Here is a 21,994-nt window from a genome sequence, read left to right as displayed (position 1 = left end):
AAACCAAAGGCCGGACTGGAACGTCCGGCCTTTTTCGTCCAAGGTACAAAGGTGGACTGGCGGCGTTGCGGTGGGCGCTGGTTATTGGGGCAAATCATGTCGGGTCTGCTGGACAGGTGCCGTCAGGCGGGACATCACCTCATCTTAAATGAGGATCGTATTCGCACCGGTCTTCTGGGGGCGCTGCTCCTTCTCTCATGGTGGTCCACAACCAGCGGGTTGTTGGCGTTGATCAGTGCCGGCAATCGGGCCCCCGGGATCGGACTGACCCTCACCATTGCCTTTGCCGTGGCGGTCCTCACCCTTCTGATCTCCTGGACATTGTCGATGATCCGTGACCGACGCACGGGTCTGTGGCTCCCGGCTTTTATTGGCGGCTATCTTCTTCTGACGGCGATCTCGGTCGGTTTCGGATTCGGCTTTTACTGGACTCACATCGAATCCCGCGCCTCGGCGCAGCGGGTGGCGGCGGCGCAGACCGACGATGTGGCGAGGGCGCTCTCCACCAATTTCGCGCAGCTCGACGCGGCCATGATGGCCCTGAATGACGTGGCTGCCCTGTCCGCCGACCGGGCGACGACCGAAGCGGAAGAGGGGGGCACCTGTGGGGACACCGGCGGGGCGGGAACTGGCCCCCGCTATCGGCTCAGACGGGCCGATGCGGAAACCATGCAGGCGCTCCGCTCCCGAATTGCGGCCCAGCTCGGCCCCGCGCCGAGGCCCCTCCCTGCGGGGGCGGATCCGCGCGCCGTCAGCCGTCCGCTCGCCGCAGACAGTCTTTATGCGCAAAAAGCGCAGCTTGATTCCTATCTGGCCGAATTGGGGCCTGAGCGCTTCGGTCATTTAAGCGCGAGCGAGGCCCACGCCATTCTCGAGGCGACCGAGCGTACGCTCATCCGCGCCGCCGACCGCTACGATGCCTTCCGCAACAGTTCCGCGGTCAATGGCGCGATTGAAACGCTAAGGGCGCGAATTGCCCTCGGTCAGGGGCCGATCGACGATGCGGGGATCGTCTTCACCTGTCCCGATCCCGCCCTTGAGGTCGCCATGACCCAGGCCGCCGCCACCTTGGCGTCCATGCCTCCCCTGCCGACCATCACCTTCGATGTGCCTCTGGGGGCCGATGCCACTGTCGCCGCCTTCGGTAAATTAGGGACCAGCATCGTGGCGCCGCTGGGTCTTGGGCGAGGTCCGGGGCTCTCCCTGCGGGATGCCGTGCCGCTGCTCATCGCGTTGGCGGTGGATCTCTTTATCCTGCTGCTCTCCGTGCGGCCCGGTGAGGGGCCAGGGCGCCGGGCGCCGGGGGATGCAGCCCAATGGCTCGATAGTCCAGAAGCCCTCCAAGCGCTGGCCGAGGGCCGACAGGGCCAGTCGGTGCCGACCCACACCGATCTCCTCGAGCACACTTTCTATTGGCGTGGGGCCTATCACCTCGCCCTGCCGGTCGAGAGTGCGGGCGAGGTGCCGTTAGAGCCCGCCCAACGGGGCCTGACCTTGTTTGCCATGGTTCTTTCGGATCAGGGGCTGCTCAAGCCCGTTCGGCGGCGGATGCGCGCGGAGGGCGCGCTCAAACATTTGCGCCACCGTTTCGGCCGACACCGAACCCGCGCCTTCCGACGGATGTATGACCTCTACCGGTTCGAGCCTTCGGGGCTTGCGAAAATGACGTCTTTACTGCTGCCTGACACGCCCGCTGAAATCACCGGGAAAGGGGCTGTGCCCTCGGCTGACTGGCGCGGCAATATCCGAGCGGGCGCTGTCGCGCCCCAACGCCGATACGGGGCGCCCGAGCGACCAGCCAAATCGCCGCCGCCGGAGGTCGAGACGCGTCGCGCCCCGCGTCCCTTGGCCCCCTCCGCCTATTGGAACAGCCTCAACACCGCTCGCCCCCGCGAGGGGAATGCTGCGGCTATCGCCCGCGCGGCTGAGGATGGGGGTGACCCCCAATAGGGGGCACCGCTACCCCTCACATCAATGGGTCCGTCCTGCTGCTGAGGCGGCGGTTATCCTATTGAGAAAGCCGCTCTTTCACCCGCTGATTGGCTTTGGAGAAGTCCATCGCCCCCTGATAGCGCTGTTTCAGGGCCCCCATGCAGCGCCCCATATCTTTCAGACCATCGGCGTCAAGGTCGTCGATGACCATCTCAACGGCGCTGTCGATCTCGGTATCGGAGAGCTGCGCGGGGAGATAGGTCCTGATGACCTCGATTTCTTCCCGTTCCTGTTCGGCCAGTTCGATCCGCCCGGCCTCTTCATAGGTCTTGGCGGACTCCTCACGCTGTTTCACCATTTTGGTCAGGATGGCGAGGACGTCATCGTCCTTCAGGCCGCAGCACTGATCGTTCGCCCTTGCCGCAATGTCGCGGTCCTTAAGGGCCGCAACGATCAGCCGCAGGGTGGAGACCCGAATCTTGTCGTCCTTCGCCTTCATCGCCGTTTTTAAGTCGGCGGTGATTTTATCAACCAGTGTCAAAACCATACCGTTACTGCGCGGGCGCGATGCGCCAGACGTCCTCTTTGAGTGCCACGCGAGGGGCACGATAACGAAATACCCTAAATCTTCTGCTCGACGATCCCGAAGTCACCCTGACTTCTCTCATCGGCCCCCTTCCTTCCTGTGCATCCACAGACTAAAGGACGGACCGTTTGGCCGGTCGCCAAAAGTAAAATAGGGATTATGACATCGTGCGGATCAGTCAAGATCGAACGGAACGACCGACCACGGGGCGGCTCGTCCTTTCCGACGGCACCGTGTTTGAGGGTGAGGGCTTTGGCCAAACCGGCGCGGCGGTGGGAGAAGTGTGCTTCAACACAGCTATGACCGGCTATCAGGAGATCCTGACAGACCCCAGCTACGCCCAACAAATCGTCACCTTCACCTTTCCGCATATTGGGAATGTAGGGGCTAATGACGAGGATATCGAGAATGCGTCGACGGCCGCGTCTGTGGCGGCCCGCGGGGCGGTGGTCCGCGCCGAGGTGACGGCGCCGTCGAATTATCGGGCGAGGGCAGACCTCAATGCGTGGATGCGCCGGCGCGGAATCATTGGTCTGTCCGGCATCGACACCAGGGCGTTGACGTCGCGGATTCGCGAGACGGGAATGCCCCATGGGACGATCGCCTATTCCCCCTCCGGTCAATTCGATATCGAGGCGCTGCGGGCCGCCGCCGCCGCCTTCCCCGGCCTAGAAGGGGCCGAGCTGACCAAGTCCGTTACCCAATCAAGTCCCTATGCCGAGAGCGAAGGGGCGTGGTCCGATCAGGGCTTTGCGGCGGGACGGGAGGACGGTCCCCATGCCGTGGTGGTCGATTTTGGGGCAAAGCGGACGATCCTGCGCTGCCTGGTGGCGGCGGGGGCGCGGGTGACCGTGGTCGGCCCGTCAAGTTCCGCCGAGGAGATCCTTGCCCTCTCCCCAGATGGGGTGGTCCTTTCCAATGGGCCGGGGGATCCTGCGGCCACCGCGCAATTCGCCGTTCCGATGATCAAAGGGGTCCTTGCGGCGCGCCTTCCGCTCCTTGGCATTTGCCTTGGCCATCAGCTCCTGGCATTGGCGATTGGCGCGAAGACGATGAAAATGCCGCAGGGACACCATGGGGCGAACCATCCGGTAAAGGACCATCGATCCGGTCGCGTTGAAATCGTCTCAATGAACCATGGTTTCGCTGTTGATGCCGCGAGTCTGCCGGCCGAGGCCGAAGCCACGCATACCTCCCTTTTCGACGGCTCCAATGCAGGGTTCTCGCTTCGGAACGCGCCGGTCATCTCGGTTCAACATCACCCCGAAGCGGGGCCGGGCCCGCAGGACAGCGCGCCAATCTTCGCTCGCTTCGTCTCCATGATGGCGACCAGCGCTCAATAGCTGGCGATACTTGTGCGGTCCGAAGGTTTACGGATGAGGAAGGCATCGAACATCAGGATCGACCACAGGGCCTGGCCGGCATTCCGTCGGCCGGCACAATGGCGAGCAACCAGATCTTCCACCGCCGACTGATCGAAAAACCCACATTCCCGCCAGGCCGTTCGGTCGAGGAGGTGACGGCTAAGGCTGCCATCCTGGTCGCGGAACCAATGATCGACCGGCGAGCCAAAGCCCTTTTTGGCGCGGGTACTGACGCCCTTGGGCAGGCGATCACCGATGGCCTCCCGCAGGATGACTTTCCCCTTGCCTTCTGAATATTTGATCCGCCTGGGCAGACGCGCCGCCCATTCCACCAACCGATGATCGAGCAGGGGGGGGCGAACTTCGAGCCCTACGGCCATGGAGGCGCGGTCGATTTTGACGAGCATACGACCCGGCAGCCAGGTGGCGAAATCCGCCGCCTGAGCAGAAAGGATCGGGTCATCCGTATCCGCCTTGTAAACTGCCTCTTCCACATGATGCTCGGGCCGGTAGTCGCGAAGTTCTTCTGACAGAAGAGTACGACTAAGATCGGGTAACACGGCGCTGACCGCGCGGGCATAGGCCGCCGCGTGATCCTCCCCAACGGATTGGAGGACCGTTCGAAGGCGGAGGGGTTTGGGAACACGGTCCGTGAAAGCAGGAAAGGCATTGCCGGCCTTTGTCACGATCGAGCGCCGAACGACGCCGGGGATCGCCTGGCGTAGTCGCGCTTCATTCAGGATGCCCCCGTACCGATCATAGCCCGCGAAGACTTCATCGCCTCCATCGCCGGAGAGAGCGACAGTGGCGTGGCGGCGGGCACCTGCACAGAGGTGAGCGGTGGGCAGGGCCGAGCTATCGGCGAAAGGCTCACCATAAATTGCCGCAAGGCGGGGCACATCCTCGACGGGAGAGAGTGGCGCTTCCCAGTCAAAATGGTTCGTGCAAAGATGGGTGGCTGTTTCGCGTGCCGCCGCGCGCTCGTCAAAATCGGGGTCGGCAAAGCCCATGGCGCAGGTGGTGACCGGTGCCGTTGCGGCCTTTTGCATCGAGGCCGTGACCGCCCCAGAATCGAGCCCCCCCGACAGAAAGGCGCCGATGGGCACGTCCGACATCATCTGTGCTGATACGCAGCGGTCAAGGAGTAGCGGTAATTCTTCAACCACTGCCTCATAAAGGCAGCCGTCGTCGGGCTTGAATGTCAGTGTCCACCAGGGCTTTGCCGGGGCGATCGGTTGCCCCCTGGCGATTTTTAGAAGATGGCCAGGGGGTAATTTCCCGATCCCCCGATAGATGGTCTTCGGATCGGGAACATAGCCGTACAGAAGATAGTCAGCGACCGCCGTAGGATTGATCTCTGCACTGATGAGGCCACTTTCGAGGATGGCATCAATTTCGGAAGCGAAGATCAAGAAATTATCGGGGGTCTGTGCGAGATAGAGGGGTTTCTCACCGATCCGGTCTCTGACGAGAAGCAAGGTCTCCGTACGCGGTGTCCAATGGGCGAAGGCGAACATGCCGTCGAGGGAGGGGAGGGCATCCTCCCCCCGAAGTTCCATCAGCTCACACAGAATTTCGGTATCGGACCGAGTCTTGATTGGGCGCCGGGCGCGATCGAGATCGCCGCGAAGCTCCCCATGATTATAGATCTCGCCATTATAGGTGAGCACGGAGCCTTCGGACCCGATATAGGGTTGCGCGGCTTGATCTGGGTCGACGATGGCTAGGCGCCGATGACCAAAGGCGAGGCCAGGAACGCGGTAGACCCCGCCGCCATCGGGCCCCCGGTGGGCCAGTGCCTTTACCATGCGGTCGAGCGGAGACTCAGGAATCTCCCGCTCTCCCACCAGGTCCACAATGCCCGCGATCCCACACATCTATACAATCCTTGCAAAGAACATCAGGGCCAGTGCCGCCGTGCTGATCCAGATGACGCGACCCACCCCCGCCGCGGCGGGAACAATCGGCGGGTCTGGCGGGGAGGGTGCCCCCTCCTCAGCCAAGACAAGACCAAGTCCAACAAGAGTGGCGAGAATAACGAAAAAAAAGCCCCAGCCATAGATCATATGATCAAGCCCCGCCGCCACCGTCATATCCGTCCAGCTTGCCACGGCAACCGTGGCCGTCGCCCGCAGAATATTGGCAAGGACGGGGATGAAAAGGCATAAGAAGAGAAAACCGATCTGGCGTCGGACATCCTTGAAGACATATCGCGCGAGGATCGAGCCAGTGACGATCGTGGCCATCAAAAAACGAAGACCGGCGCAGGCCTCGGCGACAAGAAAATCTCCCGCGCCGGTCCTGATGAGCAGTCCCTCACGGATAGCGGGAATATCCAAAGCGGAGAGACCCGCCATGATCCCAAAGGCGGTCACCGTTTGAAGCGTGGGGACGAGTTCCTCCCCCACCGGGACCATCATCACCAATAGGCCAAGGGCGAAGCGGTGGCGGATCGCAAAAGATCGTCCAAGGAAGAGTGCCGCGAGGGAGGCAAGGCCAAGGGCAATGGCGAGATGCTGGCCCAAGGCGACATCCATCATGTTCCCTCCGGCATAAAGGGCGGCCGCGACGGCGATCGCGAGGAGGGCCGGCGGGTAGGGGGCGAAAACCTCCTCCCGTCGCCACCCATCGGCGATTATGGCCAGGCTGGCAAACGGCACGAGGGCCCCGTGGTGATAGGTGGGGGAGGAGAGCCACACACCGACCATATGGACAAAGCCAGGGCGCAAGAGGATCAGCAGCCCTGCCAAACCGATCACCAGCGCCGGAAAGGCCCCCCCCCAACGGCGCCAGCCTCCAATCGGGCGGCGGCGCCGATCCGGTCGCTCAGTAGTCCCGCTTGTAATTGGCGGAAACACTCTGCGCGCCGTTCGGCTCAAGCGTGCTCTCGACAGTGATATGATCGGTTACCTCATATGTCAGCGTCACCTCCGTATCCGTGCCGGTGGAGGAGCGTCGCGCACTGACATAAACGTCATCGGATAAATATTTTCCCACCGCGACTTCGGCGCCGCCGCCATCGCCGACGCCGATGGAGAGCGCATCGAGGCCAAGGGCCGATTGCAGGCCCCCCCGGCCGCCCCCGCCAAGGCTCGGCCCGCCGGTGATCCGCGAAATGGAATTGGCGATTTGCAGCGACTCAAGCGCGCTGAGTTCGGTGGGGCTTTTGCCGAACAGGACCAGGGCGAGAATGTCCTCCTGTGGACGCGGCGGCGTTGAGGTGAGGCTGATCTGCGGATCCGTCGCCTTCCCTTCGACATTGATGAAGGCAACGACCTCCTCGGCCTCATAGCGCGCACGCGCATCGAGGACCGCTTGATCCGGCGGGACACGGTTGAAGACAATCCGGCTGTCCTGAAGATCGAAAATCCGCCCGGCGAAATCGAATGTCCCATCGAGGGCCCGGATCGATCCAGTCAAAATCGGCGCACTGGCAGACCCATCGATCTGCAGATTGGTGGCCCATTCGCTGTTGAGGCCGCGCCCACGGATGAAGATCCGGTTGTTCGCGTTGACATCGATATCGAGGGCAAGGTTAAATGCGGGCTCGGTCGTGACCGGGTCGTCGAGGGTCGGGGCTTCCGGATTGGGACCATCGACCCGCACCACCTCAACCTCACGATAGGAGGGACCACCGCCGCCTTCGGTCTCGGGGATCGTCGCATAGACTTCGTCGAGCGTGATCGACCCGCTGAGCGAGAGATCGGTGAACGGGCCGGCGAGGGTCAAATCCGCATCGGTGCGCAGTTCGAGATCACGGCTGTCGATCAAGGTGGCATCGGCCAAAATGAGGCGCGCGTCGACCCGCGGATCGCTCGGCGTGGTATCGACCGTGCCGGTGAGCCGAAACGCATCCGCCCGGCCATTCACCCCCGAGCCGGTAAGGTCGATCGTGCCGCGGGCCGCCTGATCGCGATAGGCAAAGTCGATGGTGCCGCGGAGGTCGGTCAGTGTCAGCCCGACCTGCGGCTCCTCCACCCGTCCGCCTTCGAGCCGGATCTGGCCCGAGGCGCCGGGGGCCTGCGGTGTCCCCTCAAGGGCAATTTGGGCCGATAAGTCACCGGTCAGATAGGGGGGGATGGCCGGAATGAACGCATAGAGTGGATCGATGGTCCCCTCCGCCGCGATGGTGCCGGTGAGGGGGCGGTCGGGCAGGACGAGGCCAAGGCTCTCCCCCCGGGTCAGGTCGAGGGGCACTCCAATATCCACGGTGATCAGCGGTGCGCCATTTTCGGGGGTGACCGTCGCATCGACCCCAAAGGTGCGCCCATCCCATATGGCTTCGGCACCCAGACGATAGAGTTGATCCTCATCCTCCGGGCTCACCGTGCTAGTCAGCTCGGCGCGGGCGATCGGGGAAGTGGATGTATCGACGGCAATATCGGCGCTCACGGGGCTGGTCAGGGCGGGAACGGCGATGTCCCTTGCGGTGACCGCCGCCTGCCAGCGTTGCGCCGCATAGCTGCCGGACAGGGAGAGCGTGCCCTCAGCAAGCCAGTCGATTCGGGTCGGCGCAATGGTGATGGCCTCGCCGATCGTCACTTGCGTCGGGGCCAGGAGAGTAATCCGATTGGGCTCGGTGTCTTCGTTAAGCGCTGTGCTGAAGGTCTCGATCCCTATCACCCGCGGGCCGTCCTCATCGATGTCGGCTTGACCACTGGCCGAAAGGCGAGCGAGGAACGCGGAGGGAAGGGAAAGATTCTGGCCCCTGAGGTCATAGGCGATGGCGTTGAGGGGACCTAACGCCCGTAATGCGAGGCTGTCCGCCGAAACCGGCCCATAGCCAAAGGCATTGAGATCTGCATTGGCGGCAAGCCGACTGCCGCCCGCATCGTAATTAAGGGTAAGGTCGGCCCGTCCCACCAGCGTTTCGCCGGTGATCAAGGCCGCGCCATCTCCTGCATCGATGCTCAACTCCGCCGCGGCGGTGAGGGGGGAGGGGGTCACCGCCCCCTGACCCGATATGACCAGATCGCCGCCGCGAAACCGCAATTGTTCCACTGTAATGCGGTCACCGGTCGCGGTAAGGACGGCCCGACCGTCATAGGACTGATCGGTTGAAGAGAGGCGCACCTCGCCCCGAGGCTGGAGAGGCAGTCCGGTCAGATCCGCCCGCAATCGTCCCGCCGCGAAGGGCTCTCCGCCGAGCTGGCCCGCTGGAATGGCGGCATCGGCCTCCAGGGTAAAGCTGTCTGTCGTCCCCTCGGCCACAAGGGTTGTGGTGAGGGGCCCCTCGACAACGTCACTGCTCAGCAACAGCGCCGCCGCCGCCGCATCGGCGTTGAGGCGAAGATCCGCGGCAAAGGCCCCACCATCGACGGCGTAGCGCGCTTGGCCCTCCGCACTGAGGCGCAGGGGGGCGGTCCCGCCCGCCACCAGGCGGATTGCGTCGGCTTCGATCACCAGATCTTGCCCGACAGAGAGGGAGGTGCGCGCCGTGACCCCTTCGTCGAGAAGGGGCCCGATCTGCGGCACCTCAACGGGCGCGCGCTTAAGGTCGACGGTGACCAGACCATCGAACAGGCGGTCCCCGCCCGACAGGCCCTCTTGAACGGTAAGGGTCCCGATAGCGGTGGTGAACAATCCCGCAAAACGCGTGACCTGGTCGCCAAGGGTCGCGGTCGCTTGCAACGACAAGGGACCGGCGACAATTTCGGCCCCATAATCCGTGGCGAGGGCGGTGGACAGCTCGCCGCGAAGATCGGCAACCACCTGTCGGTCGTTTTCGGTCTCGGCATCGAGCTTTACTGTGCCCGTAATGCGTCCGAAGCGCCCGTCAATTTCCTCGATATCGACGGTGATGGTCTGGCCTTCGCGCCGGGCCGCCGCGGTGATCCGCGCGCTGTCGCCAAGGATTTGCTCGGTCGGGGCCGGGGCAAGGCGGCCCGGGGACGCGGTCAGGGTGAGGTTGACGCCATTAAGGGTTTGAAGGTCTCCTAAAAGGGTGCCCTCGGCCCGGCCATAATCGCCAATCTCGGCCTTAAGCTTACCGGCGAATTGGGTCAGGGGCCCCTCTCCGGAGAGGGCAATGACGATGGGCGCCTCTGCGCCAATGGCGGTGGTCAGAAGGCCATCGGCGGCGGAATTGCCGGATAATGTGAGATTGAGACGGGTCCCGGTAAAGGCGCCGGACAGCCTGAGCCGATCGCTGCCGCTTTCGGTGTCGAGGGCGGCTTTCCCCTCCAAGGTCTGCCCCGCCCCTTTGGCAGAGAGAACCAGGGTCAGGTCGTATCGCTCACCCAGTACGGCCTCGCGGATCGACAGATCAGTCAGCGCCAGCCGTTGCACGTCGAAGGAGGGGAGACTGACGTCGTCCCTCTGCTGCTCCTCCGCCTCAGGGGCGGGGCGCTCGGGAAGGGTGGGCTGACGATAGACGGTGATGGCCTGGCCTTCGAGCTCCTGCACGACAACCTTGCGACGGATCAAGGCGAAGGGGGACCATCGCAGGACCAGCCGTTCAGCGGTGAGCCACCGCTCCCCCTCCTGAGAGAGGACGATATTGTCGATGATGATCTCACCAGGAAGGGCGCCCTTGATTCCATCATAGCTTAGATCGCTACCGAGCTGCGCGTCGGCAAGATCGATAATTTTCGGTTCAACGATCGAATTGATGAGGTCCCGCCCAGGCCCAGTCTTTGGCAGGACGAAAACGGTGGCCAGGAGCAGCAGCAAGAGAGCGCCGATTACGCAGGCGACGAAAGTCAGAACACGCAACATTAAAACGGTTGTCCTAGGGCAATATAGACTTGGATGACATCGTCCTGAAAGACGGTCTGCTCGACCAGATCGCCCTCATCGTTCGGGCGGAGGCCGGTAAGGCGGCGACGATCGAGGGGCGTTGCCACATCGAGGCGGACCGGACCAATGGGGCTCATATAGCGCACGCCGATCCCGGCCCCGACCAGGGTGTCCCCAGAGAAGTCAGGCGTTTCGCTCTCGAACACGGTGCCGGCATCGGCAAAGACAGCAAGCTGAATATTTTCCCGCACCATGACCCGGCCTTCAAGGTTCAGCTCCGTAATCGAGGCTCCCCCCGTCGGGTTGCCGGTTTCGATATTGATCGGTCCGGCCTCTTGATACGCATAGCCGCGGACCGAGCCGCCGCCGCCGGCGTAAAAGCGTTCAGTGGCGGGGAGGTCTGTACCGCTCGCCCCGAGGGTCGCGCCGACAAGGCCGCGCCCTGCCAGGATGAACCGATCCTCGCCGAAGCTGTGTCGGGTCGCACCGGAAAGGGTCACGCGGTTGAACTGGAGATCGCCGACAAAGGGGGTGACGGTGGCCCCGGCGCTAAATCCAGTGGTTGGATTTAACTCGTCATCGGCATTGTTATACTGCGCGCGCAGGGGAAAGGAGAGGAATTGGACCGTCTCCGATCGTCCCTCGGGAAAATCGGGGTCGGACAGATCCGTAATATCTGAATAGGTGTACTGAATATTCGCACTCAAACGAAGTCGATCCTCACGGAAGGTTCGCTCGATGCCGGTGCCGACCTTGCCTGTGACCGCCTCATAGGCGTCGGTCTGTTCGTTGAGGAACAGCGCCGTCGCGTTCCACGCCCCCGGAAAACGGGGAAGCGGATCCTCGTAGAGGAGCCCGAATTGCTGTTCGGGCTGAGAGGCTTCAAGGGTGACGGAGAGAAGCTCGCCGCCGCGGAACGTATTGCGGTTCTCCCACGAGGCGGTCGCCCCAATGCCGACATCGGTGGCAAAGCTGAGCCCCCCGCCGATGGTGCGATGGGGGCGCTCGGCCACTTCGACCAAAAGGTCGGTGCGTCCGCCCTCGAGCGGCGGGGCGGGCTGGACGGAGACCTCACGGAAGAGGCTGGTGCGGGAAAGGGCATCTCTATACGCATCGATCGCGCGGCGTTGATAGAGCGCGCCCTCGTCCTCACGGAAATAAGCCTTGATGTGGCTGTCCTTGGTGCGCTCATTGCCGCTGACCCGGATGTCGCCATAGCTGGCTCTGGGGCCTGTGGTGACGTCATAGACGGCACTTGCCGTCCCGGCGCCGAAATTTGCCGCAACATAATCTCGGCGGATTTCCGCCCGAGGGTATCCGTTGTTCCAAAGATAGCTGATGAGCTTGTCGCCAAGCCCCTTCAACCGGTCTCCCGTCGGGTCGCCGTCCAGGGTCAGGCCGGGGATCTCTGAGAGGGAGGCCGGTCTCGCTTCCCCCTGAGGGTCGGTGTAATCGATCCGGTAGTCGGTGATCTCAAAACGCTCGCCGGGGGCGATGAGATAGGTAATGTCGACATCAAGACCGGCGCGGGTGAGCTTGGGCTCCACCGTCGCGGCGTAATATCCCAAGGAGAGCAGCGCCTGCTTCATTTTTTGCGCATCGCTGGCGACGGCGCGCCGCAGGGGCGCAAGGGCGGTGAAGCGCTCTTCCTCATCGCGATTGATCACGACGCTCAAGGCACGCAGATCGCCTCGCAGATCGGAATCGTCGACACCTTCAATGGTAACGGCGATCTCGAGATCGCGGACCAATGTTCCCGACGCAGAAGAGGCGAAAAGGGCAACGGGAAGGATAAGGCCCCCAACAATCGCACAATGACTGATCGATTTTTTACTCACATTAGGCCTGTTTTATGGCGGATAGAGACGGGACCTGCCTTGACCCACCGATATAGTTCGAAAAAGGGACTGACCATGTCAGATACCCTTTCCGATTATCTCATAACCCGTGCGAACTTGGTTACCAAAAGCCTAGAAAATCGGCTTGTTATCAATCGGACGGAGTCGCCGGCCCTGGGGCGCCTGCGCGCGGCGATGGCCCATGGGGCCTTGGGCGGGGGCAAGCGCCTCAGACCCTTTCTCGTCCTCGAAGCGGCGTCGATTTTCGGCGCGGACGATGAGGCGGCGCTGCCCGCGGCAACGGCGATCGAAATGGTGCATTGCTATTCGCTGATTCACGACGACCTTCCCGCCATGGACGATGCGGACACCCGCCGGGGACGGCCCAGTGTCCATAAGGCCTATGACGAGGCCATCGCTATCCTCGCCGGTGATGGGCTGCTCACCGATGCCTTTGCGCTTCTCACCGAAGAGGGGACATATACGGCGCCGACGGCCTGCCGCCTTGTTCGAGAGCTGGCCCTGGCGGCGGGCTCAGGGGGGATGGTTGGCGGCCAGATGATGGATCTTTATCCCGATGGCGGCGATGAAGCGGCCATAGTGGGGATCCAGCGCCGCAAGACCGGGGCGCTGATTGAGGCCGCTGCGGTCATGGGGGCGATCGTCGGGGCTGCGGCGCCGTCGGATGAAGCCGCATTGCGCCAGTATGCTGCGGCGGTGGGGGAAGCGTTTCAGGTCGTCGACGATATTCTCGACGAGACCGCGTCGAGCGCCGAATTGGGTAAACCTGCGGGCGTTGATGGCGCCGCGGGCAAGGCGACTTTTGTGTCTCTTCTCGGTCTTGCCGGGGCGCGGGACCGGGTTTCGGCGCTTACGGCGGCTGCCCTCGCCGCTCTGGCCGGCTTGGGGCCGCGGGCCGACCGCCTTCGGGCCGTGGCAGGCCAATTGGCGTCCCGATCGACATGAGCGAGCGGAGCGGCATATCCTGGCCAAGCCTGGCGACGGGCGCGGCGGCTTTCGTCGCGACACTCCTCGTCATTCTAAAAGCTGCGGCATGGATCGAGACGGGGTCGGTGGCGATGCTCGGCTCTCTTGCCGACAGTCTGCTTGACCTCCTGGCGAGCCTGATTGCGTTTCTTGGTGTACGGATTGCGGCCCAACCCCCCGATGAGAACCACCGCTTCGGCCACGCCAAGGCCGAAGCGATCTCATCCCTCGTGCAATTGGTGATGATCACCGGGTCGGCCGTCTTTGTCTTGGTCGAATCGATCAGGGCGCTGATCGACCCGGCGCCGCTCGCCCACGCCAATTTGGCGATCCAAGTCATGGTGGCCTCGATCGGGGCGACCTTGCTCCTGGTCGCGTTCCAAACCTTTGCCCTCTCCCGGTCCACCTCCCTCGCGACCGAAAGCGATCGGGCGCATTATCTTGGCGATTTCATCGCCAATGCTGGGATCCTATTGGCGGTCATATTGACCGGGCGGTTCGGGATCCTCTGGGCCGACGGGGTCGCCGGTGTCCTTGCGGCCGGGTTTCTCTTCTGGTCGGTGATCTCCATCGCCCGGCGTGCCCTGCCGCAATTGATGGACGAGGAGGTGTCGGCGGCGGAACGGGCGAAAATCCTGCGTATCATCACCGCCGACCCCGAGGTTGCGGGGGTTCATGCCGTAAGAACGCGGAAGGCTGGGCCGACGACCTATATTCAAGGTCATTTGGAGCTCGATCCCCATTTAACCTTGAAGCATGCCCAGGAAATTGCCGACCGTGTCGACCTCAAGCTTCGCGAAGAAGTGCCGGGGGCGGATGTTATCCTCAAGCAGGATCTTCATGGTCAGACCCCTGAGCACGATGCTTTCGGACAGATCAGCGACTAGCGCATATTCAAGAAAATGCAGGCGCAGATTCGCGAGGAGAAAAGGCGATAGAATATAGCCCCAGACACGTTTCACGACTATTATTGACGTTAAATGGATCTAGTCTGACGATCTGCCTCGCGGATGGGCCGCGGCATGGACCGCCAGCAGTCGACCGGCATCGATCTCGGTGTATCCTTGCGTGGTCTTCAACGAGCTATGGCCGAGCAATGTCTGGAGGGTTCTGAGATCCGTACCGGCCGCCAATAAATGGGTGGCAAAGGCATGGCGCAGGGCGTGGGGCGTGGCATCGTCCGACAGGCCAAGCGTGGCCCGCTCCCGCCGTAAGGCGCGTTGCGCCACCCCTGGGGACAGCCGCCGGCCCTTGGCCCCGAGGAACAGGGCGGGCGCTGTGTTGCCCGGTATCGCCTTGTCTCGATGATCGAGATAGGTGTCTATTCTTGTGCGGACGACATCGAGCAATGGAACATCGCGCATCTTGGCGCCTTTTCCGAGGACCCTTAGGGACACCCCCCTTGGCGGGAGATCCCGACGATCGAGGGCGAGGGCCTCAGAGAGGCGCAGCCCGGCCCCGTAGAGAAGGGCGAAGAGGGCGCGATCCCGGTGCACCGTCCAGTCTTGGGTGTGCTCGGCGGCCTCAGCCAGGGCCAAGGCCGGGGCCTGACCGATCGGTCGGGGCAGGCGCCGCGGTGCCTTTGGCGTTCTTAACGCATAAAGCGGGGTCGTTTCGCTGCCCGTGCGGCGATCGATAAAACGAAATAATTGCTTCAGCGCCGATAGGTCGAGCCTGAGGGTCGGCGGGGCGATCCCCTCAGCGCGGCGATCGGCGAGAAAAGCGCGGAAATCGGCCGTTCGCCAGCGCGCAATATCGACCAGGTCGACCTCACCCCCGCGATGACGTCGCGCGAAATCCGAAAACCGGTCGATCGTCTGCCGATAGTTTCTGATCGTGTAGGGACTGGCTCTTGTCTGGGTCTCAAGGTGACGCAGAAAGGCAGCCGTCAATACGGGCCAGGCGGCGGCGGAGGAGGGAGGCGGCGCGACCATCGCAGAAAGGCTGCCCCGATTCGCCTAGTCTTGAGGGGAACCACCAGGGGTGACGACCCGCCCAGTCTTGATCGCCAGCTTGCCCGTGGTCTTTCCCACCATCAGACCGGTCTTGGCTGAGCCCTCCACGACATCGCCCGCAAGACGGGCCGTGGTGCCGACGGCACAGCCGGACAGCAGCAGGCAAAGGCCCAAGAGGGAACAGATCATTTTTGTCATGGTAGACCCCTAATCGATCGCGTCAGGCGACCGGCGGCGGCGCGTCATCGTCCTTGGTCGGCAAGGAAAACCGGGCCGAGAGAAAACGACTGTCTTGACGATAGCGGACAAGCGCGCCGTCGAGAACCGAAAAAGCGGCGTCGATGGCGCCAAGAATCTCGGCAATTTCCCCATGATCGGCGAAAGCGGTGACCGGCGGGGGGAGGGTCAGTTCTGCCTGTTGGCCGAGCGAAAAGCGCCCTACGCGATAGGCCGTCCCATTTGGCAGATCGATACTCATCGCGGTGGAAGACTCGCCGAGAATCGCGGCTGCCGGGTCCTGATCGTCTAGTCGAAAGCTGTGGAACCGCTCTCGATGCTCGTCATATTCATCGGCGAAAAGGGCGCGGTTGGCGGGATCGGGGTCCGCCGCCGCGGCAATTACGGGTTCGGCGATATCCCGCAATTGCGCTCTGACACCGTCCAACACCATGCAGGCATCGTCGAGGGTGATGATGGCGACCCTCAAGGGCTCATCGAGGGGGGCCTTATCCGCCGAACTACCGATATGGGGAGACAATGTTGATCTGATCCGGGCGGATGCGGGGCTGTCCCAGGATAGTTTCTCAGCGTCGTCCGACGACATTTCACTCAATCGAAAAAGACGATGCTGGTTCGCCATGAATGGGCCTTTCCCCAAGAAATCACCCATCCGTCTACCACCCTCGATTTGCGCTTTCCCTAAGAGGATCGCCGAAAATTCCGTCCTTCGATTAACCATGCCAGCAGGATCGCCCCTCCGATAAAGGCGAGACTTAGGGGGGCGGAGAGGAGCGGCTTTTGCCTGACGGATTGAACGGTCATGACATTGCGGCGGACAAGACCCGCCCAGTCCCGCCCAGCGGCACGTCGGCCGTCGCCCACCATGCGGATGTCGGGGAGGGGGCTTTGGGCCGATCGGATGATGAAGGTGCCCCCGCCCGTCTCTTCCGTGATCGGCGTAATTTTTTCTGTCGTGGTGATGACCGCCTCGGTCTCGCTTGTGCCCCCTTCGGCACTCGATGCGAGGGCGTAGAGGCGACGTCCCTCGGCGGTCTGCGACCTCAATCGATAGAGGCCGGGCTCCCCACCGGGAAGGAGGGCTTCGAACTGCCCTGGGCTGACTTCCTCGACCGGCACGGTCTGGGTTTCCCCACGGGGGGAGGTGACTTGGACGGGCTGCGGGGCTGCTTCCAAGGACTGGCGTTCAATGCGCAATTGCCCCGACTCCTCAAGACGGCCACTCAGGGCCTCCTCCTCCAATTCCGGTTCCTTCATTAACCAGTGTACCAATCGGCGCAGAAGCTCTCGATGGGGCCCCCCACCGTCAAAGCCCCGTGCCCACAGCCAGACATGGTCGGACAGCAAAACGCCGATCCGTCCTTCCCCGACGCGGTCCACGACGAGGAGGGGGGCGCCCTCAGGCCCGGTCATCAGGACTTGGCCTTCGGGGGCAGCGATCGGAATGTAGCGAAGCCACCGTCCCCACTGATCCTCACCGTCGAGCGATCGAGTGACGGGATGTTTTTGTCCGAGGGCAGATCTTTGGGGAATAAAGGCGCCCTCGCGGGCCGCTCCAGCGGGGAGCGCGGGGAGGATATAGGCGAGGTTCGGGCGGTTCGCCAGGCTGCCACTCTCAGCATATTCAGGGCCCGAGGCGATAAGAACCGCGCCTCCATTTTCAACATACCGCGCGATCTCTTCGAACTCGAAGGATTCAAGGACATTTCGGTAGGTATACCGATCGAAAATGAGAACGTCGAAATCCGGGAGCTTCTCAAGGAACAGTTCGATATGGGGGAATTGGATGAGATTGAGCTCTTCCTCGCGCGCGACGGCGACCTTGTTTTGCGGCTTGAGGATCGTGAAATGGACTAGGTCCACAGCGGGATCGCTTTTCAGGATATTCCGCCACACGCGCTCCCCCGCATGGGGCTCGCCGGACACCAAAAGGACCCTCAGGCGATCCCGGACGGCGGTGATGACGGCGACAGCCCGATTATTCAGCTCGGTGAGTTCTGCGGGCGAGGCGGCGACTTCCAGTTCGATCAGCCGATCGCCGGGAACGGCGAGGGGAACCGAAAGGGTCACGATCTCCCCGATTGGCAGATTGGTCTCGGTATAGACCTCGCCGCCGACATAGAGCGTTGCGGGCAGGGATCCCTGCTCGCCGGGAGATAATATACGCAGGCGGATATTCACGGTCTCCCCCACTAGTCCGTAGCGCGGTGCCGCCACCAACTCGATGCGGCGATCCCGCTCCGTTTGCGGATTGCCCGTGACCAGCGCGTGGAGAGGGCTCTCTATTCTTATCGCCGCATTGGCCGTCTCGCCTGAGACTTGTCCGTCCGTGACGGCGAAAACCCCGGCAAGGCGGTTCCGGGAGATGTCCGTCAAGGCGCGCTCAACCCCCTCGGCAAGGTTGCTCTCCGTCGGGCCGCCAAAGCTCGCCTGCCGCACATCGAGGCCCATCGCGGTCAGCGTTTCGGATAATTTGGCCGATGTCGCCTCGACGATAGTGTTCCGATCCCCAAAGGAGACGCTGCGGCTGGTATCGCTCAGGATGACGGCCAGATCGGGGATCGCTTCGCCGTCCGTGACCGTTATCTGCGGGGACAGCAAGAAGACGACGCCGAAGAGGGTGCCCAAGAGCTGGATCGCCCCCGCCGCCGCCGATCGCATCCCGCGCAAAAGAGCCGATATCACGGCAATCCCCGCCAGCAGTCCAAGGAGGACCAGCGGCAACATCGGAGAGAACGTCAAACTGGTCATCGCGTCTCCCCCATCTCGTCGAGGAGCGACTGCACATGGACCTGATCGCCCTTATAGTTTCCGGTCAGGGCGACCATAGCGATATTGATCCCGGCTCTGAACGCATATTCGCGCCGTCGCTCTCCCCCTCTTCCCGGTGACCTCACCGGCTGGCCGCGGTCGTCGATGGCCCAGGCCGCAGCCCAGTCACGTCCGCCAATGATCAGGGAGGGGACGCCGTCAGTCGATTCCCGTAGGGCACTATCGGATTCGATCCACACCTCTCCACCTGAATTTCGTCCGTGGAGATCGTCGAGGCGATAGAATGATTTGGTCAGAATATGCCCTTCGGGTAACGGTTCGAGGGGGGGGACATTCATCCGCAGGAGGATCGACCTTAGGGCATCGCCGGCGGCGGTCAGGCTGGCATCGGTCTGTTGCTCGCCGTCCATCGTGTCGATCAAGAGCAAGCCGCCCCCCGCCATGAAACTCTCAAGAGCGGCGAGGGCTGCATCAGAGGGGGGCGGGATATCCGGCCGGATCGGCCAATAGATAAGGGGGAAGACCGAGAGGTCGTCGCTCTCTATGTCGATGGCCATGGGCGGCGCTGGTTCCAGGGCCGATCGCCGATAGGCTTCGGTGGCAAGGCCCGTCAATCCTTGGCGTGAGAGGCGGTCCGTGGCCGCATCGCCGGTTTCGACATAGCCGAACCGAACCTTGAGGGTTGCCGTCGCCGCCGCCGGATCGATGGGAGGGCGTCGGGTTTGGGCGGCGGCCTCATTCGTCATGACAGGGAACAGAATGGCGGCGAGGACCACCAGGGCGGCGGTCCCGATGGTACGGCGATGCAGGAGGCCCCCTGCCAGCGCATCGATCAGCAGCAGGACGAGGGCGGCGGTAATCAGGGCCGGCCCCGATCGCCCCGCCGTCCCCTCGGTGGCGAGATAGGTGACATTGGCCGGGGTCCGCACGCCGGTCAGGGGATCGAGCTGGGCTGCCCCTTCTGGATAGGTGTTCACGGCCCGCGCCGCGCGCGCATCGCCATAGAGGCCGGGAGCCGGTCGGCGCGCTTGGGCGTCGCGCGGCGCCGATCTTAAGGCCTCGGCACGGTCGCCCGGGGGGCGGAGACGGCCGAAGCCGTCGAGGAGGAGGTAGGGCGGCAAGGTCGCCGCCGCTTCGACCTCAAGCGTGCCCGCCGCGAGATCGGCAAGACGGCCGAAAACGGCGGGGAAGACTCCCGACAGGGGCAGGTCGGACCATGTCGGGGTGGCGGTGACGTGAAACAGGACGATCACCCCGTCTCCTTGCCGCCTGGCGGTGACAAGGGGCGTCTCATCGGTCAGCGACGCCCAGATTTCAGCCTGGTCGAGGGCATTGGGATTGGCGAGAACCTGGCGGCGAACCACCGGCGCCCCGCTGAGGTCGAGGCCCGCGAAAGGGCTATTCTGAGGGAACGGGGCGAGGGTTTGCGGGCTGGTCCAGGACAGCGCCCCGCCAAGGGCCCGCTCCCCGGCGATCAGGGGGAGGGGAAGCAAGGGAGGGAGGTCACGCCGCTGATGTGTGGAGGTGTTGGCGGTATTCGGCCCGGCAAAGCGCACCAGCACCCCGCCCGCCTCGACCCACTGACTGACCCGTTGGGTAAGGTCGGGGCGAATGGTGCCGATATCATCGAGAATGATCATCCCCGTCTCGGCGTTCAACAGATCGGCGAGGGGGGCGGTGGCGACCACCGCGGCCTCCTCAAGCGCGCTTTGGAGATAAAATCCGCCGTCCAGAAGGGTTTCGTCACCGTCCGAAACCACCCCGGCGCGGACTCTGCGGCTCCCCGCATCGGCCAGCCAGGTGGCGCCGGCACTTGTCACGCCGCCGATCTCGGCCCGGATCACTTCGTTCTGGAGGGCGAGAGGGAGGCGGATTTTCCCGGTCGCCTGGCGCGCGTTTGCGTCAAAGCGCACGGTCGTCTCGGCTAGGCGCTGACCCTCCCGCCCGATGACGCGCAGATCGGCCTCGCTCCAATGATCGCCGATGCGCTCGACCGTCAGGCGAAGTCCCTCGCTCTCCGCCGTCATCCCCCGCAAGGCGAGGGCGCCGGCGGGGCCTGGACGCAGGAGGTACACCTCCTCGGTCCGCGCTATGCGCTGTAGAAAAGAGGCGTCCGCGCCGCTGCGCCCGATAACGCCGTCGCTGATCCACAGGATGCTCGTCGCCCCCTCCATCAGGGGGAGGGCCCCGGCGCGATCGGCATTGCCCGCCTGCGGAACAATCCCGGCAATGTCATCGGCGGCCCGGTCAAACCGCATGGGGTCGGAGAGGCTGGCTTCCCCTGCGGTCCTCAGGAGACGGACGGTACGGCCTGCCGCCTCAGGGTCGAGGGCCAGCGCTCTGACCGTCTCCTGGCGCTGGCGCCAGCCCGGCGCGGCGGGCCAGGTGTCGTCGAGGACGATCAATAGTGGTTTTTGTCCGGCGAGCGTATCCCTGGCGCCCCAGATCGGGCCTGCCAAGCCGATGATCAACAGGGCAAGGACGAACAGACGGATCAACAACAGCCAAAGAGGCGTCGCCGCGGGCGTATCCTTTGTCGCGCGCAGGCCCTTGAGAAAGACCGTGCCGCCAAAAGGGGTGCGGGTGGGCGGCGGCGGGGTCGCCTTGAGAAGCCACCAGAGCAAGGGAAGGCCGAGTAAGGCGAGAAGGAGCCAGGGGGCAGCAAAACTCAGTCCCGTCATCGGAAGCGATATCCCGAAATCGCAGCGTGAAGCGCTGAGAGACAGGCGGTCGCCGGCAGATCCGTCCGGTGATGAAGGAGGGGGATCCCACGACGTCGGCAGAAATCCTCGAGGGTTCCTAAATGCGCGGTCCGGGCTTGGCGATAGGCGTCTCTGACCGCCGCCGCATCGCCAAAGACGATCCGGTCCTGCCCGGCTGCCTGCTGAAACAGGCGGCGCCCTTCGAAGGGAAACGCATCCTCCGCCGGATCGGAGATTTGAACGAGGGTCAGGGGCTGGCCCGTTCCGGCGATGGTAGAAAGGCGTTTCAGCAAGGGGTCGAGATCGTCGTAGAAATCAGAAATATAGACGATCTGGGCCAGTGGTCGGCTGGCCAGGGGCGGCAAATCGGTGGGCAATGGCGGGCGGGCGAGGAGGGCCTCGGCGAAGGCCATGACCGCGCCTGCGCTGCCGCTGCCTTCTCCCCCCTGCCCCCCGCCGCGGCTCTGTCCAAGGTCCAAGATCCTCTCGCCCGCGCGGGTCAGAAGGAGGGCAAGGGCAACGGCCAGCACCTGGGCGCGCCAGCGTTTGGTCGGGCCGTTTTGATCCGAGCCATAGGCCATGCTGGCACTGGCGGCGCTCCATAGGCCGATCACGGCGCTTGTTTCCCATTCGGTCTCGCGCACGAAAAGTTGATGGGCCGACCGGGCCGATTGCCGCCAATCGATACGGGTTGCGCTGTCGTCGCTTGTATAGGGGCGGTACTGCCAAAATGTCTCGCCCGATCCCCCCTGGCGACGGCCATGGGCCCCCGCCATCAGGGTATTCGCCACGGTCTCGGCATCGACGAGCAAGGCAGGAAGGTGCCCCGCCGTCTTTGTGGCGGATTGCTCGAGATCGAGGGGACGGGGACTGGACATCGGGG

The 21,994-nt window shown here is 63.6% G+C and carries 15 protein-coding genes; 4 read left to right on the top strand and 11 right to left on the bottom strand.

Annotated elements, in window-relative coordinates; genetic code table 11:
* Positions 1–96 precede the first annotated feature (96 nt).
* On the top strand, positions 97–1,950 hold the full coding sequence (locus tag PB2503_RS12555) for a hypothetical protein (protein ID WP_013301631.1): 1,854 nt from the start codon (positions 97–99) through the stop codon (positions 1,948–1,950).
* 58 nt (positions 1,951–2,008) lie between these two features.
* On the opposite strand, the gene PB2503_RS12550 is transcribed toward PB2503_RS12555, so the two are convergent.
* Positions 2,009–2,479, bottom strand: coding sequence for a GatB/YqeY domain-containing protein (locus PB2503_RS12550; RefSeq protein ID WP_013301630.1), 471 nt, complete (start codon positions 2,477–2,479; stop codon positions 2,009–2,011).
* A 206-nt stretch (positions 2,480–2,685) separates the two neighbouring features.
* Between PB2503_RS12550 and carA the strand changes: the two genes are divergently transcribed.
* On the top strand, positions 2,686–3,861 hold the full coding sequence (gene carA / locus PB2503_RS12545; RefSeq protein WP_013301629.1) for a glutamine-hydrolyzing carbamoyl-phosphate synthase small subunit: 1,176 nt from the start codon (positions 2,686–2,688) through the stop codon (positions 3,859–3,861).
* On the opposite strand, the gene asnB is transcribed toward carA, so the two are convergent.
* From asnB to PB2503_RS12525, 4 genes are all read right to left on the bottom strand, one after another.
* Positions 3,855–5,759: an asparagine synthase (glutamine-hydrolyzing) gene (gene asnB / locus PB2503_RS12540; protein ID WP_013301628.1), complete on the bottom strand. Its 1,905-nt coding sequence runs from the start codon at positions 5,757–5,759 to the stop codon at positions 3,855–3,857. The two genes, carA and asnB, sit on opposite strands and share 7 nt — an antisense overlap.
* On the bottom strand, positions 5,760–6,641 hold the full coding sequence (xrtA, locus tag PB2503_RS12535) for an exosortase A (RefSeq protein WP_013301627.1): 882 nt from the start codon (positions 6,639–6,641) through the stop codon (positions 5,760–5,762).
* Between the two features lie 67 nt (positions 6,642–6,708).
* Positions 6,709–10,599: a translocation/assembly module TamB domain-containing protein gene (locus PB2503_RS12530; protein ID WP_013301626.1), complete on the bottom strand. Its 3,891-nt coding sequence runs from the start codon at positions 10,597–10,599 to the stop codon at positions 6,709–6,711.
* Positions 10,599–12,458 carry an autotransporter assembly complex protein TamA gene (locus PB2503_RS12525; protein WP_013301625.1) on the bottom strand — a complete coding sequence of 620 codons (1,860 nt, stop codon included), beginning with the start codon at positions 12,456–12,458 and terminating at the stop codon, positions 10,599–10,601. Before PB2503_RS12525 ends, PB2503_RS12530 begins: the two co-directional genes overlap by 1 nt.
* A 75-nt stretch (positions 12,459–12,533) precedes the next feature.
* On the opposite strand from PB2503_RS12525, the gene PB2503_RS12520 reads away from it, so the two are divergent.
* Both PB2503_RS12520 and PB2503_RS12515 read left to right on the top strand, forming a co-directional pair.
* Positions 12,534–13,424 (top strand): polyprenyl synthetase family protein, encoded by an 891-nt coding sequence (locus PB2503_RS12520; RefSeq protein ID WP_013301624.1) that lies wholly within the window; start codon positions 12,534–12,536, stop codon positions 13,422–13,424.
* Positions 13,421–14,332: a cation diffusion facilitator family transporter gene (locus tag PB2503_RS12515; RefSeq protein WP_013301623.1), complete on the top strand. Its 912-nt coding sequence runs from the start codon at positions 13,421–13,423 to the stop codon at positions 14,330–14,332. Before PB2503_RS12520 ends, PB2503_RS12515 begins: the two co-directional genes overlap by 4 nt.
* 99 nt (positions 14,333–14,431) lie before the next feature.
* Here the strand turns inward: PB2503_RS12515 and PB2503_RS12510 are convergent, their stop codons facing one another.
* Genes PB2503_RS12510 through PB2503_RS12485 form a run of 6 tightly spaced genes read right to left on the bottom strand, consistent with a single transcriptional unit; the run spans position 14,432 to position 21,989 of the window.
* Positions 14,432–15,379 carry a tyrosine recombinase XerC gene (locus tag PB2503_RS12510; RefSeq protein WP_013301622.1) on the bottom strand — a complete coding sequence of 316 codons (948 nt, stop codon included), beginning with the start codon at positions 15,377–15,379 and terminating at the stop codon, positions 14,432–14,434.
* Positions 15,380–15,403: 24 nt separating this feature from the next.
* Entirely contained in the window at positions 15,404–15,598 is a 195-nt protein-coding gene (locus PB2503_RS12505; protein ID WP_013301621.1) for a hypothetical protein, read from the bottom strand.
* Positions 15,599–15,620: 22 nt separating this feature from the next.
* The gene (locus tag PB2503_RS12500; RefSeq protein WP_148235288.1) at positions 15,621–16,259 is read right to left on the bottom strand and encodes a hypothetical protein; all 639 of its coding nucleotides are present in this window, start codon (positions 16,257–16,259) and stop codon (positions 15,621–15,623) included.
* Positions 16,260–16,318: 59 nt separating this feature from the next.
* Positions 16,319–18,388 carry a hypothetical protein gene (locus PB2503_RS12495; protein WP_013301619.1) on the bottom strand — a complete coding sequence of 690 codons (2,070 nt, stop codon included), beginning with the start codon at positions 18,386–18,388 and terminating at the stop codon, positions 16,319–16,321.
* A complete protein-coding gene (locus PB2503_RS12490; RefSeq protein ID WP_013301618.1) occupies positions 18,385–21,090 on the bottom strand; it encodes a DUF4159 domain-containing protein in 2,706 nt (901 codons plus the stop codon). The genes PB2503_RS12495 and PB2503_RS12490 overlap by 4 nt, the downstream gene beginning before the upstream one ends.
* Entirely contained in the window at positions 21,087–21,989 is a 903-nt protein-coding gene (locus tag PB2503_RS12485; RefSeq protein ID WP_013301617.1) for a DUF58 domain-containing protein, read from the bottom strand. Before PB2503_RS12485 ends, PB2503_RS12490 begins: the two co-directional genes overlap by 4 nt.
* Between the last annotated feature and the right edge of the window lie 5 nt (positions 21,990–21,994).

The sequence above is a fragment of the Parvularcula bermudensis HTCC2503 genome (genome assembly GCF_000152825.2).
GTDB classification, from domain to species: domain Bacteria; phylum Pseudomonadota; class Alphaproteobacteria; order Caulobacterales; family Parvularculaceae; genus Parvularcula; species Parvularcula bermudensis.
The sequence above is the reverse complement of the archived record's forward strand: the minus strand, read 5'-3'. Positions and strand labels throughout refer to the sequence as shown.